Here is a 15,019-nt window from a genome sequence, read left to right as displayed (position 1 = left end):
TCCCGAAATGTTACGAATAATGATTGTATGACTGCTTTGTGACAACTGGAATTGGAACATTTCATGTCATGTAATATTCATTGGCGGGGGCAATTTCAACCAGCTAATAGGGCGTGCGCTGAAAGTGCGCGTCCTTTTACGTTCGAGGTTCTCATGCAAGCCAAGCTTCTCGGCGCCGTTGGCGCCCTTCTCGCTACAGCGTTTCTTGCTGGTCCCGCTGCCGCCGCCGATAAGACCAAGATCGACTTCTGGTTCGGCAATTCCGGGGACATCGCAAAGCGTGTCCAGGAGCAGTGCGATCGCTTCAACCAGTCGCAGGCCGACTACGAAGTCGTCTGCACCAGCCAGGGCAGCTATGACGCCTCCCTGCAGAACACCATCGCCGCCTTCCGCGCCGGCAAGCAGCCGACCATCGCCCAGGTCTCCGACGCCGGCACCCTCGACATCATGCTCTCCGGCGCCTACTACCCGGCAAACAAGCTGATGACCGACATGGGCTATACCGTCGACTGGAAGGACTATTTCTCCGGTATCTCCGGCTATTACGCGACATCGAAGGGCGAGATGTACTCCTTCCCCTTCAACTCCTCGACCGCTCTTCTCTACTGGAACAAGGACGCCTTCGCCAAGATCGGCAAGGATCATGCTCCGGCAACCTGGAAGGAAGCAGGCGAGGACCTCAAGGCTCTGAAGGATGCAGGCTATGCTTGCCCACTCGGCTTTGACATCTCCAACAATGAAGTCTGGCAGTACATCGAGCAGTTCGAAGCCGTCAACGGCGAAGCGATCGCCACGAAGAAGAACGGCTTTGAAGGTCTGGACGCCGAGCTGGTGTTCAACAAGAACCCGCTTCTCGTCAGCTACGTCAAGGATCTCAAGTCTTGGTACGACGACAAGCTTGTCGTCATCAAGAACAAGGCTGTCGGCCAGACCTTCGTCGAAGCCTTTGCCGCCGGCGATTGCCAGGTCATCCTGACCTCGGTCGGCGACCACGGCAATGTCGGCCGCACCGCCAAGCAAGGCATGAACTGGGACGTTGCCATGCTCCCGACCTACGGCGACGCAGCCCGTCACAGCTCTTACGTCGGCGGCGCTTCGCTCTGGGTTCTGCAGGGTCACTCCGACGCCGAATACAAGGCTGCCGCTGCCTTCTTCAACTTCATCGCAAAGCCGGAAGAAGCTCTTACCTGGTCGACCGTTACCGGCTACATCCCGGTTCGCAACTCCGGTTTCGAATATCTGAATAAGCAGGGCTTCTACGGCAAGGCGCCTTATGCCGGCCGCGAACTCGCCATTCAGAGCCTGACCGCTTCTCCGGCTGGCGATGCGGCTCCGCAGGGCATCCGCCTCGGTGGCCTGCTGCAGGTCCGCACCGAAATCGCCAATGGTCTGCAGGCAATCTTCGTTAACAATGCCGATGTCAAGGCTTCGCTCGACAGTGCTGCCGAACGCGGCAATACGCTGCTCCGTCGCTTCCAGCAGACCTACAAGAACGTTCAGCTCCCCTGATCGCTTGGATAATGAGCCGCACCCGGCCCGCGTTTTGCGCGCCGGGTGCGTCTTTGTAAGTCTCAAATTGTCGCGGATGCGGCCTCGCCGCGCACGCCTAAAGCGCGCCGCAATCTTTCCGGTTCGCTCCTCGCGCTTTAGATCTATATTTTGACGCATGTCGCTACAGCAAAACTGCTGCGCGACATGCTTTAAACCAAACCAGGACGAAAACGACCACTCATGGAAAAGCGCGTCACTTTCTCCTCGACGACGATCGGACTGCTCTTCGCATTTCCGATGCTGTTGCTGATCTTCGTCTTCTTCTACTGGCCGAGTGCGCAGGCGCTCTATTGGGCGTTCACGCTCGAGCAGCCATGGGGCGGCGGTAATGCCTGGGTCGGTTTCGACAATTTCAGACAGCTGCTCACCGATCCTGTTTATTGGGACTCGATCACCCGCAGCATGATCTTCGGCTTCAGCTCGACGGCCATTGCCATGGGGCTGGCGCTGATCCTGGCGCTTTTGACGGATCGGGAGCTGCGCGGCCACAAAGTCTACCGGTCAGTCTTCATCTGGCCTTACGCGATTGCCGCTCCCGCTCTCGGCCTCGCCTTCCGCTTCATCCTGGCGCCGGAGGCCGGCCTTCTGTCGGTTATCAACCACGTCTGGCCCGGCCTCTGGAACCCCGCACTCGACGGCAAGGACGCGATGATCGCCGTCATTGTCGCCTTCTCCTGGAAATATATCGGCTACAACTTCATCTTCTTCCTCTCGGCGCTGCAAGGCATTCCGCGCTCGCTGATCGAGGCCGCCGCAATGGACGGTTCGGGACCGATGCGCCGTATCTGGGATATCCAGCTGCCCCTGCTGACGCCGACGCTGTTCTTCCTGCTCGTCATCAACATCACCGAGAGCTTCCAGGATTCCTTCGGTATCGTCGACATCATGACGCAGGGCGGCCCGGCGCGTGCCACCGAGCTCATGGTCTACAAGATCTATTTCGACGGCTTCAGAGGTCTCGACTATTCGGGCGCCGCAGCGCAGTCCATCATCCTGATGGTGCTGGTTGTCCTACTCACCATCTTCCAGTTCCGCTTCATCGAGCGGCGGGTGCACTACAAGTGAGGTCGCGGACATGATCGAACGCACGCCGATATTCAACTTCATCTGCTATAGCCTTCTCGCGCTCGGTATGGTGATCGCGCTTTTGCCTTTCGCCATCGTCATCATCGCGTCGACGCTTGATCTGGAGACGGTCAATCGCGTGCCGCTGCCGCTGACGCCGGGCTCGCATTTCTGGGAAAACGCTGAGACCGCCTGGGTTCGCGCCGATCTCGGCAACAAGCTGTTCCACAGCATCATCTTCGCCGCAACCGTCGGCGCCGGCAAGGTCATGCTGTCTTCCATGGCAGCCTTCTCGATCGTCTACTTCCGCTTCCGTGGCCGGTATGTGATTTTCTGGATCATCTTCATCACGCTGATGCTGCCGCTGGAAGTCCGCATCGTGCCGACCTATTCGATCGCGGCCAACGCCCTGCAGCCTTTCCAGACGATCCTCGACGTCACCGGCATAAGCTGGCTCGTTGCGCAGATCACCGGCATCCAGATCAAGCTCGAATGGGGTCTGCTGAATTCCTATCCCGGTCTCGTTTTGCCGCTGGTCGCAACCGCGACCGGTACCTTCCTCTACCGGCAGTTCTACCTGACGGTTCCGGACGAGCTTGCCGAGGCCTCGAAGATGGACGGATCAGGCCCGGTCCGGTTCTTCTGGGACATTCTGCTGCCGCTCTCCCGCCCAAATATGATCGCGCTCTTCACCATCATGTTCGTCTGGGCCTGGAACCAGTATCTCTGGCCGCTGCTGATCACCACCGATCCGAATTTCGGCATCGCCGTGACGCAGCTCAAGACCCTCATCCCGTCCGAATTCGGTCTGCCCGACTGGAACGTCGCCATGGCCGGAACCCTGATCATCATGTCGCCGCCATTGATCCTCGTCATTCTGATGCAGCGCTGGTTCGTACGCGGCCTTATCTCCACCGAGAAGTGAAGGAGTATTCCCTTGGCACCGATCTCCATTCGTGGCGTGAAGAAAAACTACGGCAAGACCCCCGTCGTTCACGGCGTCGATCTCGACATCCAGTCGGGCGAGTTCATCGTCATCCTCGGCCCATCCGGCTGCGGCAAGTCCACGCTGCTGCGCATGATCGCCGGCCTCGAGGAAATCACCGGTGGTGAAATCGCCATTGACGGCCGCGTCGTCAACCAGCTGGAGCCGCGCGAGCGCGGCTGTGCCATGGTGTTCCAGAACTATGCGCTTTATCCGCATATGAGCGTTGCCGAGAATATCGGTTACGCATTGAAGGTGGCCGGTGTCTCGAAGGCAGAGCGGAGCCGGCGCATCGGCGAGGTCGCCAAGGCGCTCAGCCTCGAACCCTTCCTCGAACGCCGGCCGGCCGCTCTTTCCGGCGGTCAGCGCCAGCGCGTCGCCATGGGCCGGGCGATGATCCGCGAGCCGAAGGTGTTTCTCTTCGACGAACCGCTGTCGAACCTTGACGCCAAGCTGCGCATTGCCATGCGCGCTGAAATCCGCCGCCTGCACCGCCGCCTCGGGGCCACTTCGATCTTCGTCACGCATGACCAGACCGAGGCGATGACGCTGGCCGATCGGCTGGTGGTAATGAACGGCGGCAGGGTGGAGCAGGTCGGCACGCCCGAAGAGGTCTATCATCATCCGGTCTCGCGCTTCGTTGCGGGCTTCGTCGGCACGCCGGCGATGAACCTGCTCGAGGGCACGATCAATGACGAGGGCGTCTTCGTCTACGATCAGAGCCGCATGGTGGCGCTGCCACGCGAGCGCGCCGCACCGCTGAAAGGCAAACGCGTCGTGCTCGGCATGCGTGCCGAGGCCGCCCGGCTGGTGGCCCCGGATGCGCCAGGCGCCTTGGTAGCAACGACCGATTTCATCGAAGAGCTCGGCGCAAGCCGCATCGTCCACGCCGATTTCGACGGGCTACCCTTTGCCGTGGCGCTGACTGAGGCCGTGAAGGTGAAGTCGGGCGATCCGATCGGCATCGCGATCGATTACGACCAGATCCACCTCTATGCCGCCGATACCGGCCGGATCATCGAGAAGCCTGTTATGAACAGCGCAGGCGTCGTCCACGCCTAAAGCGGTCTGCGACGTTCCTTTGCTATGATCTTGGCAGAGCGTTCGGCGGCTGAGGATGTCAGCCGCTTGCTCGACGGTGAATTGCTCTAACGGTGGATCGGGTCGATCCAAGCGACGTCTTCCGGCTTTTCGACCGGCTCGATGTCGAGGTTGACGACGACCGGTTCCTGACCTGATCGGACGAGCACGCATTCCAGCGTCTCGTCGCGGCTGACGTTGATCTCCTGATGCGGCACATAGGGCGGAACATAGATGAAGTCGCCGGGGCCGGCCTCCGCGGTATACTCCAGATGCTCGCCCCAGCGCATGCGGGCCTTGCCCTTGACCACGTAGATGATGCTTTCGAGATCGCCGTGATGATGGGCGCCGGTCTTGGCGTTGGCATGGATCGTCACCGTGCCGGCCCAGATCTTCTCGGCCCCGGCGCGCGCATTGTTGATCGCGGTCGCGCGGTTCATGCCTGGCGTCTGCGCGGTGTTCGGATCGAGCGAATTGCCGGGAATGACCTTGACGCCATGTTCCCGCCAGTCGACGTGATGATGCTCGTGGTCGTCGCCCATGCCTTGCCTCCACCTTCGATCTGAGCAGTCTAGGCGGGGGTCGAGCAGCGGCCAAGTGGATTCACGGCTGCCCGGGGTTTCATGAGTGCGCCTGCAAGTGTTCTCGATGACTGCCGGATGCTGATATATCTGATTGGCACGAACATGCCGGCTGGTCGCCCCAGGCGGAATAGTTTTTGTCGAAAGTCGGAAAAGCTAGACGAAGTTGGACTGCACAATATGTCGGCACCTCGATAGCTTCTTTGCACAACGAAAGAGCCGAGCCGATGAGCCACCTCCCGCAGATCGATTACGACACCGCCTCGGAAGAGGTTCGTGCGGCGCATGACGAGGAAGTCAGGCTGCGCGGGCGCATGACCAACATGAAGCGGACGCTACTGCACTCGCCGGCCGCTCACCGCATCTATGCCGAATGGTTCACGCTGCGCGCCGAGCTCGATCCCGCCATCAGCGACCGGGAAATCTGGATCTTCTCGCATGCGATCTCGAAGGCGGCGAAATCGAAGATCGCCATCACCTTCTTTCGCCGGGCGCTGATCAACAAGGGCTTCGATCCTGACGCGCTGGAGCTTTCCGAAGAGGAGGCGCTGCTGGACGCTTTCGGTAAGGCGATCGTTACCGATTCCAACGCCGTTCCCGCCGAAATCTGGGCGAAGCTGAAACAGCGCTACGAAACCAAGGTGCTCGTCGATCTCGTCGCCTTTGCCGGCATCATGCTTGCCACCGCCGTCTTCAACAATGTCGTCGAGGTCGATTTCGACCCCGAGCTTGAAGCTTTTGCCGAAGGCAACAGTTCATCCGCATCCTGAATTTCAAAGATCATTTGAGGGAGTCCATCATGTCTATCATCACCAAGCGCTCGCGCCTGCTCGGGACCGTTTTCGGTCTTGCGCTGGTTTTAGGCGCAACCGCCACACAGGCCGAGACGCCGGCCAATGTTCTCGTCGTTGCGCAGTCGATCGACGACGCCGTCAGTTTCGACCCGGCCGAAGGATTCGAGCTCACCACCGTGCAGTCCTTCAACAATCTCTATCAGCGACTCGTCCAGTCGAACCGCGAGGATGGCACCAAGATCGAGCCGGCGCTCGCTGCTTCCTGGGAAGCGGGCAGCGATGGCAAGAGCCTGACCTTCGCGCTCACTGACGCCAAGTTTTCTTCCGGCAATCCGGTGCGTCCCGAAGACGTGGTCTTCTCGCTGACTCGCGCCGTGAAGCTCAACAAGTCGCCGGCCTTCATCCTCAACGAACTCGGCTGGACGGCCGACAATGTCGATACTGCCGTCACGAAGGTCGACGACACGCATGTGAAGGTCACTTGGAGCGCCGATGTCGGTTCGGGCTTCGCGCTGTCGCTGCTGACGGCGCCGATCGCTTCCGTCGTCGACGAGAAGACAGTCGCCGCGGAAGCCAAGGACAATGATTTCGGCAATGCCTGGCTGAAGGTCAATTCGGCCGGCAGCGGTGCCTATACGATCGCCACCTACACGCCGCACGAAGCGCTCGTGCTGCAGGCGAATGCGAATTCCTCCGACAAGCCGAAGCTCGAAAGCGTCATCATCCGCAATGTGCCCGATGTCGGCGCCCGCCGCCTGCTCGTCGAGCAAGGCGATGCCGATATCGCACGCGGCCTCTCGGCCGACCAGATCGATGCGTTGAAGGGCAAGAGCGGCATCAAGGTCCTCTCGGTCCCGTCTGCCCGCACCGATTATATCCTGCTCAACAGCAAGGCGAACGAGACGCTCGGCAAGCCGGCCTTCTGGGAAGCGGCGCGTTACCTCGTCGATTACGACGGCATTACCAAGAACCTGCTGCGTGGCCAGAGCAATGTGCACCAGGCCTTCCTGCCGGTCGGCTTCCCCGGCGCGCTGACGGACAATCCGTTCAAGCTCGACGTCGAGAAGGCGAAGAAGATCCTCGCCGACGCCGGCATCAAGACGCCGTTCAAGGTTGAATTCATCGTCTTCAACGACCAGCCGTTCCTGTCGATCGCGCAGTCGCTGCAGTCGACCTTCGCCCAGGCAGGCATCGATCTCGACATCCAGCCGGGTGTTGCGAGCGACATCTATGCCCGCGGCCGTTCCGGCAAGTTCGAGATGACGCTGCGCTACTGGATCCCGGATTATTTTGATCCGCATTCCAATGCCAGCGCCTTTGCGATCAACCGCGACAACTCCACCAACACGGCCGCCAAATATGCCGGCTGGGTGATCCCGGAGCTGACCGACGAGACGCTTGCCGCCGTTAAGGAGCAGGATGCCGCCAAGCGCGTTTCGCTCTATCAGGACCTGCAGAAGAAGATCCAGGCAAGCTCGCCCTTCGTTTTCATGCTTCAGGGCAATGACCAGGTCGTGCTAAGCGACAAGGTGAAGAATTACGCCCAGGGCCTGAACGCCGATCAGGTCTATTACGACAAGGTTGAGAAATAAGTGCCGCAGACGGCAACACCTTTGACTGCCGACACCAACGACTCCCGCCAGAGCAGACGCTGGCGGGAGTTGTCTTTCGTCCGGCCACTTCTCAAGTGGCTCTGGTCCTTTGCGCTGACTCTGTTCGGCCTGGCGCTCGTCACCTTCACCATGACGCGGCTGTCGCCGATCGATCCAGCGCTGCAGCTCGTCGGCGATCACGCGAGCCAGTCGACCTACGAGGCTGCGCGTGTCGAACTCGGGCTCGATCAGCCGCTGCCGGTGCAGTTCCTGCGTTATCTCGAAACGGCACTCTCCGGCAATTTCGGCCAGTCGATCTCGACAGGCCAGCCGGTGGCGAAAGATATCGCCCGCACCTTTCCGGCGACGATTGAGCTTGCGACCGCGGCGATCATCCTTGGTGCTGCCATCGGCCTTGCGCTCGGTATTGCGGCCGCCATGCGGCAGGGCACATGGGTGGATAGCGCTGCCCGCTTCGTGTCGCTGTTCGGTTATTCCGTGCCGATCTTCTGGCTCGGGCTGCTGATGCTTCTACTCTTCTATGCCCGCCTGCACTGGGCACCAGGGCCTGGCCGGGCGGACGTCGTCTTTCAGTACACGGTCAAGCCGATCTCCGGCTTTGCGCTGATCGATACATGGATGTCCGGCAAGACAGGTGCCTTCAGGGACGCGTTGGCGCATCTGGCGCTGCCGGCGATCGTGCTCGCCTTCCATGCGCTTGCCGCGATCTCGCGGCTGACGCGGGCGGCGATCCTCACCGAGCTCGGACAGGAATATGTGACGACGGCCCGTGCCAAGGGCGCCAGCCTTAGCCGTATTACCTTCATCCACATCATGCCCAATATAGCGGGTACGCTGCTGACCGTGATCGCGCTTTCCTATGCGAGCCTGCTCGAAGGCGCGGTGCTGACCGAGACCGTCTTTGCCTGGCCGGGCATCGGCCGTTACCTCACGACGGCGATGTTTGCCGGCGACATGCCAGCGATCCTCGGCGCCACACTCGTCGTCGGCGCGTCCTTCGTGCTGCTCAATGCGCTGACCGATCTCGGCGTCTCGCGCCTCGATGCGGGGAGGCGGCGATGAGCGTGATCGTGCATGCTCCGGTCGGCGGGCCGTCCTTCCTCAAGCGCATGCTGCGCTCACCCTCGGCGGCAGCCGGTCTTGTCGTCGTTGCCGTCATCCTGCTTGCCGCACTTCTTGCGCCAGTAATCGCCCCTTACGACCCCAACCTGCAGGAAACCGCCAACCGGTTGATGCCGCCGACCTCGGCGCATTGGTTCGGCACCGATGCCTTTGGCCGGGATATACTGTCGCGGCTGATCTATGGCGCGCGGCCGACCCTGCTGCTGGTGCTTGTCGTCGTTCTGCTGATGGCGCCGCTCGGCATCGTCGTCGGCATTCTCGCCGGTTTCTTCGGCGGGCTGACCGAACGCCTGTTGATGCGCGTCACCGATATCGTCATGTCCTTCCCGCGCCTGTTGCTCGCCTTTGCCTTCGTCGCCATCATGGGACCGGGCCTGATCAACGGCGCGCTGGCGCTGGCGCTGACAAGCTGGCCCGCCTATGCCCGGCAGGCCCGTGTCGAGACAGCGGCCCTGCGGCGCAGCGATTATCTTGCCGTCGCCGAAATGGTCGGTATCAAGGGTGTCCGGCTGCTCTGGGGGCATATCCTGCCGTTGGTGCTGCCATCCGCCATCATCCGGCTGGCGCTCGATCTATCTGGCATCATCCTCGCTGCCGCCGGCCTCGGCTTTCTTGGCCTCGGCGTGCGTCCGCCAACGGCGGAATGGGGATCTATGGTTTCGGAAGGAACGCAGGTGATCTTCGATCAATGGTGGGTGGCGGCGGTGCCGGGTCTTGCAATCTTCATCACGTCATTCGCTTTCAACCTGCTTGCCGACGGGCTGCGCGATATCCTGGATGCACGCCATGACTGAGCCGCTTCTTTCCGTCGAGGATCTGACAATTTCCTTTCCCTCCGAGGCCGGCCTTCTCCGCGTCGTCGACGGCATCTCCTTTGCCATCGGCCGCGAGGTGGTGGCGCTCGTCGGCGAATCCGGTTCCGGCAAGTCGATGACCGGCCGCGCGATCATGGGCCTGCTGCCGCGCCAGGCGGATATCCGGGCAAGGCGGCTGGAGTTCGACGGGCAGGATCTCACAGCACTTTCGCCCTCCGGCTGGAACAGGCTGCGCGGCGCCGGCATCGGCCTCATCCTGCAGGATCCGAAATATTCGTTGAATCCGGCGCATCGGATCGGCCGGCAGGTCGAGGAGGCATTGCTGCTGCATGCCCGGCTCTCGGCTGGCGAGCGGCGCGACCGCGCTCTCGACATGCTTGACAAGGTCGGACTGCCCGATCCGAAGCGGGTCTATTCGAGTTATCCCGCAGCGCTTTCCGGCGGCATGGGGCAGCGTGCGATGATCGCCGCCATGCTGATCAACCGCCCGAAGCTTTTGATCGCCGACGAACCGACTTCGGCGCTCGATCGCGGGCTGCAGGACCAGATCCTGACGTTGCTGCGCTCGCTGACGGAAGAGCTCGGCATGGGGCTGCTGCTGATCAGCCACGATCTGCAGCAGGTTTCGCGTTATGCCGACCGGGTGATGGTGATGCGGCGGGGCAGGATCGAGGAGGAGATGGCATCCGCCGATCTCGCCAATGCCAAATCGGCCTATACCAGGGCGCTCTGGGCAGCACGGCCTTCGGCCGCCACCTACGGCACGCATCTGCCAGTCTATGGAGAAGAGCCATGACCGCGCTTTCCCTGGACAATCTTTCCGTCACTTTCCATGGCCATGGCCAGGGCGGCGGCAAAGGCTTCACCGCCGTTCGCGATGTGAGCTTCACAGTTGCATCAGGCGAGACCTTCGGTCTGATCGGCCCTTCCGGCTGCGGCAAGACGACGGTGTTGCGCGCCGTTGCAGGATTGAATATCGGCTGGCAGGGTGCCATCAGCGTGTTCGGCGAGCCGCTGCATCCGGGCCGGAAGATTACCGGCGCGCTGCGCGGCAATATCCAGATGGTGTTCCAGGATCCCTATTCCTCGCTGCATCCGCGCCATCGCATCTCGCGTATCCTGGGCGAGCCGTTGTCGCTGCGCGGCATTGCCGGCGTCGAGGAGGCGGTGCGTATCGCGCTCGATCAGGTCGGCCTCTCGGCTGCGATCGCCGGCCGCTACCCGCATCAGCTTTCCGGCGGCCAGCGCCAGCGTGTTGCCATCGCGCGGGCGCTGCTGCTGAAGCCGAAGCTGTTGTTGCTCGACGAGCCGACTTCGGCGCTGGACGTCTCGGTGCAGGCGGAAATTCTCAATCTGCTCAACGATCTGAAGGCTGCACATGGCATGACCTTCGTGCTGGTCAGCCACGACCCCGGCGTCGTCGCCCATATGTGCGACCGTGCCGTCACCATGCAGGCGGGCGGCATCGAAAGCCTGCTCGACCGCGCCGCGCTGTCTGGAAACGGCTGGGTCGAGCAGTCAAGCCTTCGCTGAGTTTCAGCCAAGCGAAAGGATCAGCACGTCGCGTGGCGGCACGACGATGCCGCCGTTACTGACATAGTCGATGGGCCAGGTCGCCTTGTCCTGCGCAAGTGCCCCCCGGGCGAGTGTCACTTCGGTCTTCTGCGCCGTTCTCGTCGGATTGACGAGCCAGAGGAAGCTGCCCTTTTCCCCCTCGTGGACGCGAGCGAAGAGGGCGGTGTTCGACAGCGTCACATGCCGCTTCTTTCCACTCCATCTCAGCAGTTCGGCAAAGAACGCGCCGTTCGCCTTTCCCTGTGTGCGGTAATAGGCAACGGAGGGATTGGTGCCGATCAGCAGCGTGCGGCCCTTGCCGTAGGTATTTTCGACGACGGCAAGACGGCCGTCGGTGAAGTGGCCGCGTCCCGTTCCGCCGGTCAGCCGATAAGACTGCAGGAAGCCGCCACCGTCGACCGCCGCGCCGTCCAGATCGAAATGGATGCGGTCGCCGACATCGGGCATGAATTCGACTTCCTCCTCGCGCGCGCCGAAGATCTCGTCGAGGCCCATGTTCGGCTGGACGGTGCCGACCTGACCACGATCGCCGAAATAGCCGGGGCATGCTTCGGCAATCAGCGTGCCGCCGTTTTCGACCCAGGCTTTCAGGCTCTTTGCCTGTTCTGATGTGAACATGATCGGGTAGGGGAAATAGAGGAAATCATAGGCCGCGATGTCGTCGATATGCACCCAGTCCGGCTGCACGCCATTTTCGAGGAAGGCACGATAGGCCCCCCACATGGCTTCCGGATAGGGTTTCTCCTTGCGGTCGTGGTTCAGGAGGTAATCGAACTCCTGGGTTTCGCGAACGACAAGGATGCCGACCTCGCCGCGCACCGGCTTTGCCTCCCAGAGGGCACTTTGCGCCTTGTCGTTTGCCCATTTCGCCATGGCGCTTGCCATGTCGGAGCGCGGCGTGCGCGAGCCGTCCATGCCGTAGGAGCCGAAGGCGCCGAAGAGCGGACCGTCGAGCAGCGGGCGCCAGCGCAGATTGATCACGCCGCGGGCGCCGCCGGCAAGCGAGGTCATGCTCCAGAGACGGATGTCCTCGGGCTCGGCGACGCGGCCGTCTTCCTTGTCGCGGCCGATCACCTGCGGCTGCAGCCAGAGCGGCCCGCCCTGGCGTTCGGCATGCCAGAACGGTTTGCCGCGGGCGGCGGCACGGTTGATGTCGACGCCGTACCAGTTCTTCCAGGCTTCCGACCCCTTGCGGGCCTGGATCCAGGTGAAGCCGTAAACCTCGACCTTGGATGCGGCGAGCCAGTCGTCGCAGCCGTTGGCCGCCATGTTGGGAATTGCGCCGGATATGCCGTGGGCAACGATGGTGTTCTTCTGGTCGACGGCGCGGATGGTGTCGATGCGCCATTGCATCTGGTCGTAGAAATTGTCGCGCTTGAACTGCAGCCAATCGATGCATTCGGGGTAGGGCGCCATGTGCACCGGCGGCTCGATATCGTCCCATTCGGCAAAGCTGTAGCGGTACCAGGCTTTCGCCAGGATCTTCAGGCTGCCGTACTTCTTCTCCAGCCATTTGCGAAAGGCTGATTTGGCATAGGGGCTGTAATCGACATCGGCGGAATAGTTGCACTCGTTCCAGACGTCATAGCCATAGATCGCCGGATGATCCTTGTAGCGGGTGGCGAGCGCGGTCAAGAACTTGCCGGCGGCTTCCTTCACTTCGGGGCAGTTCAGCGTCAGGGCGCCGGCGCCGCCACCATTGTTGGAGAAGCCGCCGGTCGCCGACGAGACGCCCATATAGGAACCGAGTTTGGTGCCGTCGGCATTGACCTGCAGCGCATGAGCATATTTGCGCACTGCCCAGTCCGGCACGGCATGGATCAATTCGGCGATGACGGTCTTGATGCCGTTTACAGCGGCAAGGTCCATCTGACGGTCGTATTCCTCCCAATCGTAGACGCCGGGGGCGGTTTCGATCGCGCTCCACATGAACCAGTGGCGGAAGATGTTGAGGCCGTCCTGCCCGGCGGTGGCGTAGTCGCGTTCCCAATCTTCGCGGGGCGGGTTGGACTTGCGGAAATAGACGGCGCCGTAGGGCAGCTGGATATCTTTGTTGAGCATTTTCCTGTCCTTCTCTATCGATGACCGGACATGGCTTCGCCGTCCGGAAAGAAGGCTCCGGCAGTCGGCAATCGAAGATGTCGTCCGGTTGTTCTAAAAAGCGTTGATCTAGCGCGGCCCTCCGGCGAGGAGTTCCAGGGTGCGGATGAGGGCGGAATGGTCGCGTTCGCCGTCGCCATTGGCGATGGCGGCATTCATCAGCTGCTGCGTGGCGGCCGTGTTCGGCAGCGACAGATCGAGTGCGCGGGCGGCATCGACGGCAAGCGTCATGTCCTTGCGGTGCAAGCGGATGCGGAAGCCGGGCTCGAAGGTCTCCTTGACCATGCGCTCGCCATGCACTTCGAGGATGCGCGAGGAGGCAAAGCCGCCCATCAGCGCGGTGCGCACCTTGGCCGGATCGGCGCCGGCACGCTTGGCAAACAGCAGCGCTTCGGCAACCGCCTCGATCGTCAGACCGACGATGATCTGGTTGGCGACCTTCGCCGTCTGGCCGTCGCCGCTACCGCCGAGATGGGTGATGTTCTTACCCATCTTTTCGAAAAGCGGCTTGGCGCGCTCGAAAACCTGCTCCTTGCCGCCAACCATGATCGTCAGCGTGGCGGCCTTGGCGCCGACCTCACCGCCGGAAACCGGGGCATCGAGATAATCGCAGCCGAGCGCCTCGATGCGTTTGGCGAAAGTCTTGGTGGCGACCGGCGAGATCGAGCTCATGTCGATAACCAGCTTGCCCTGGGAAAGGCCGGCGGCGACGCCGGCTTCGCCGAACAGAACCGCCTCGACATCTGGTGTATCCGGCAGCATCAGGATGACGATGTCGGAAGCGTGCGCCACCGCCCTGGCGCTTGTTGCGGCTTTGCCGCCCTTGTCGACAAGATGCTGCGAGGTTTCCTTCACCCGGCTCAGATGCAGCGTGTGGCCGGCGTCGATCAGGTGTTCCGCCATCGGGCGGCCCATGACGCCCAGTCCGATAAATCCGATGTTCATGCTGTCCTCGCTGACGTCAGATAGGGTTTCATCCAGCCGAGGCCTTCGCTGGTGCCGGATTTCGGCTTGTACTCGCAGCCCACCCAGCCGTCGTAGCCGAGGCGATCGAGTTCGGAGAGGATGAAGCCGTAATTGATCTCGCCGGTGCCGGGTTCGTTGCGGCCGGGATTGTCGGCGATCTGCACATGGGCGATCTTCTCCTTCAGTCGGATGAAGGTGGAGACCAGGTCGCCCTGCATGATCTGCATGTGGTAGAAATCATACTGGATGTAGAGATTGTCCGAGCCGACCCGGTCGAGTATGCGTTCGGCATCAGTGGTGGTCGACAGGAAGAAGCCGGGAATATCGCGCAGGTTGATCGGCTCGACCAGCAGCTTGACGCCGACGTCGGCACAACGCTTTGCTGCATATTTCAGATTGTCGACCAGCACCGTTTCCAGCGTTTGAAGGTCTGCACCCTTCGGCACCAGCCCGGAGATGACATTCACCTGCCTGCAATCGAGCGCTGCGGCATAATCAAGCGCCTGCGCGATCCCGTTGCGGAACTCCTCTACGCGGTCCGGCAGGCAGGCGATGCCACGCTCGCCGCCGGCCCAGTCGCCTGATGGCACGTTGAAGAGCGCCTGTTTCAGGCCGCTCGCCTCCAGCGCCTCGGCGACCTTCTCCTTGGGTTCGGCATAGGGGCCGAGATATTCGAGGGCGCCGAAGCCGTCCTCTGCGGCTGCCGTGAAGCGGTCGAGAAAGGGCAGGTCCTGGTAGAGGAAGGAAAGGTTGGCGGAAAATTTCGGCACGG

14 protein-coding genes are annotated in these 15,019 nt (G+C 61.8%); 10 read left to right on the top strand and 4 right to left on the bottom strand.

Going from position 1 to position 15,019, the window contains the following annotated elements; all coding sequences use genetic code 11:
• The first annotated feature begins 153 nt into the window (after positions 1-153).
• From AC245Y_RS17575 to AC245Y_RS17560, 4 genes are all read left to right on the top strand, one after another.
• The gene (locus AC245Y_RS17575; protein WP_017995014.1) at positions 154-1,509 is read left to right on the top strand and encodes an extracellular solute-binding protein; all 1,356 of its coding nucleotides are present in this window, start codon (positions 154-156) and stop codon (positions 1,507-1,509) included.
• Positions 1,510-1,731: 222 nt separating this feature from the next.
• Entirely contained in the window at positions 1,732-2,616 is an 885-nt protein-coding gene (locus tag AC245Y_RS17570; protein WP_012758750.1) for a carbohydrate ABC transporter permease, read from the top strand.
• A gap of 10 nt (positions 2,617-2,626) precedes the next feature.
• On the top strand, positions 2,627-3,541 hold the full coding sequence (locus tag AC245Y_RS17565; RefSeq protein ID WP_017995013.1) for an ABC transporter permease subunit: 915 nt from the start codon (positions 2,627-2,629) through the stop codon (positions 3,539-3,541).
• Between the two features lie 12 nt (positions 3,542-3,553).
• Positions 3,554-4,663, top strand: a complete 1,110-nt coding sequence (locus tag AC245Y_RS17560; RefSeq protein ID WP_012758748.1) for a sn-glycerol-3-phosphate import ATP-binding protein UgpC — start codon at positions 3,554-3,556, stop codon at positions 4,661-4,663.
• 86 nt (positions 4,664-4,749) lie between these two features.
• On the opposite strand, the gene AC245Y_RS17555 is transcribed toward AC245Y_RS17560, so the two are convergent.
• Entirely contained in the window at positions 4,750-5,223 is a 474-nt protein-coding gene (locus AC245Y_RS17555) for a cupin domain-containing protein (protein WP_017995012.1), read from the bottom strand.
• Between the two features lie 266 nt (positions 5,224-5,489).
• On the opposite strand from AC245Y_RS17555, the gene AC245Y_RS17550 reads away from it, so the two are divergent.
• From AC245Y_RS17550 to AC245Y_RS17525, 6 genes are read left to right on the top strand one after another with little or no spacing between them, the layout of a single operon-like run.
• Positions 5,490-6,032, top strand: a complete 543-nt coding sequence (locus tag AC245Y_RS17550) for a carboxymuconolactone decarboxylase family protein (protein WP_003562034.1) — start codon at positions 5,490-5,492, stop codon at positions 6,030-6,032.
• 29 nt (positions 6,033-6,061) lie between these two features.
• Positions 6,062-7,648, top strand: coding sequence for an ABC transporter substrate-binding protein (locus tag AC245Y_RS17545; RefSeq protein WP_017995011.1), 1,587 nt, complete (start codon positions 6,062-6,064; stop codon positions 7,646-7,648).
• Positions 7,649-8,731: an ABC transporter permease gene (locus tag AC245Y_RS17540; RefSeq protein ID WP_012758746.1), complete on the top strand. Its 1,083-nt coding sequence runs from the start codon at positions 7,649-7,651 to the stop codon at positions 8,729-8,731.
• Positions 8,728-9,585 carry an ABC transporter permease subunit gene (locus tag AC245Y_RS17535; RefSeq protein ID WP_017995010.1) on the top strand — a complete coding sequence of 286 codons (858 nt, stop codon included), beginning with the start codon at positions 8,728-8,730 and terminating at the stop codon, positions 9,583-9,585. Before AC245Y_RS17540 ends, AC245Y_RS17535 begins: the two co-directional genes overlap by 4 nt.
• On the top strand, positions 9,578-10,402 hold the full coding sequence (locus tag AC245Y_RS17530; RefSeq protein WP_026157459.1) for an ATP-binding cassette domain-containing protein: 825 nt from the start codon (positions 9,578-9,580) through the stop codon (positions 10,400-10,402). Before AC245Y_RS17535 ends, AC245Y_RS17530 begins: the two co-directional genes overlap by 8 nt.
• Positions 10,399-11,139, top strand: a complete 741-nt coding sequence (locus AC245Y_RS17525; protein ID WP_012758743.1) for an ABC transporter ATP-binding protein — start codon at positions 10,399-10,401, stop codon at positions 11,137-11,139. The genes AC245Y_RS17530 and AC245Y_RS17525 overlap by 4 nt, the downstream gene beginning before the upstream one ends.
• Positions 11,140-11,142: 3 nt before the next feature.
• Here AC245Y_RS17525 and AC245Y_RS17520 read toward each other — a convergent pair whose 3' ends face one another.
• The 3 genes from AC245Y_RS17520 to otnI all read right to left on the bottom strand — a co-directional run bounded on the left by AC245Y_RS17520 (position 11,143) and on the right by otnI (position 15,017).
• Positions 11,143-13,242 carry a beta-galactosidase gene (locus AC245Y_RS17520; protein WP_017995009.1) on the bottom strand — a complete coding sequence of 700 codons (2,100 nt, stop codon included), beginning with the start codon at positions 13,240-13,242 and terminating at the stop codon, positions 11,143-11,145.
• Between the two features lie 108 nt (positions 13,243-13,350).
• A complete protein-coding gene (locus AC245Y_RS17515) occupies positions 13,351-14,226 on the bottom strand; it encodes a 2-hydroxy-3-oxopropionate reductase (RefSeq protein ID WP_017995008.1) in 876 nt (291 codons plus the stop codon).
• The gene (otnI, locus tag AC245Y_RS17510; RefSeq protein ID WP_017995007.1) at positions 14,223-15,017 is read right to left on the bottom strand and encodes a 2-oxo-tetronate isomerase; all 795 of its coding nucleotides are present in this window, start codon (positions 15,015-15,017) and stop codon (positions 14,223-14,225) included. The genes AC245Y_RS17515 and otnI overlap by 4 nt, the downstream gene beginning before the upstream one ends.
• Positions 15,018-15,019 lie beyond the last annotated feature (2 nt).

The organism is Rhizobium sp. SRDI943, assembly GCF_057653695.1.
This window is presented reverse-complemented; position numbering and strand designations above follow the sequence as displayed.

Coding starts and splice junctions, on each gene's coding strand:
- AC245Y_RS17575 (WP_017995014.1), top strand. CDS start 154: ATGCAAGCCAAGCTTCTCGGCGCCGTTGGCGCCCTTCTCGCTACAGCG.
- AC245Y_RS17570 (WP_012758750.1), top strand. CDS start 1,732: ATGGAAAAGCGCGTCACTTTCTCCTCGACGACGATCGGACTGCTCTTC.
- AC245Y_RS17565 (WP_017995013.1), top strand. CDS start 2,627: ATGATCGAACGCACGCCGATATTCAACTTCATCTGCTATAGCCTTCTC.
- AC245Y_RS17555 (WP_017995012.1), bottom strand. CDS start 5,223: ATGGGCGACGACCACGAGCATCATCACGTCGACTGGCGGGAACATGGC.
- AC245Y_RS17550 (WP_003562034.1), top strand. CDS start 5,490: ATGAGCCACCTCCCGCAGATCGATTACGACACCGCCTCGGAAGAGGTT.
- AC245Y_RS17545 (WP_017995011.1), top strand. CDS start 6,062: ATGTCTATCATCACCAAGCGCTCGCGCCTGCTCGGGACCGTTTTCGGT.
- AC245Y_RS17535 (WP_017995010.1), top strand. CDS start 8,728: ATGAGCGTGATCGTGCATGCTCCGGTCGGCGGGCCGTCCTTCCTCAAG.
- AC245Y_RS17530 (WP_026157459.1), top strand. CDS start 9,578: ATGACTGAGCCGCTTCTTTCCGTCGAGGATCTGACAATTTCCTTTCCC.
- AC245Y_RS17525 (WP_012758743.1), top strand. CDS start 10,399: ATGACCGCGCTTTCCCTGGACAATCTTTCCGTCACTTTCCATGGCCAT.
- AC245Y_RS17520 (WP_017995009.1), bottom strand. CDS start 13,242: ATGCTCAACAAAGATATCCAGCTGCCCTACGGCGCCGTCTATTTCCGC.
- AC245Y_RS17515 (WP_017995008.1), bottom strand. CDS start 14,226: ATGAACATCGGATTTATCGGACTGGGCGTCATGGGCCGCCCGATGGCG.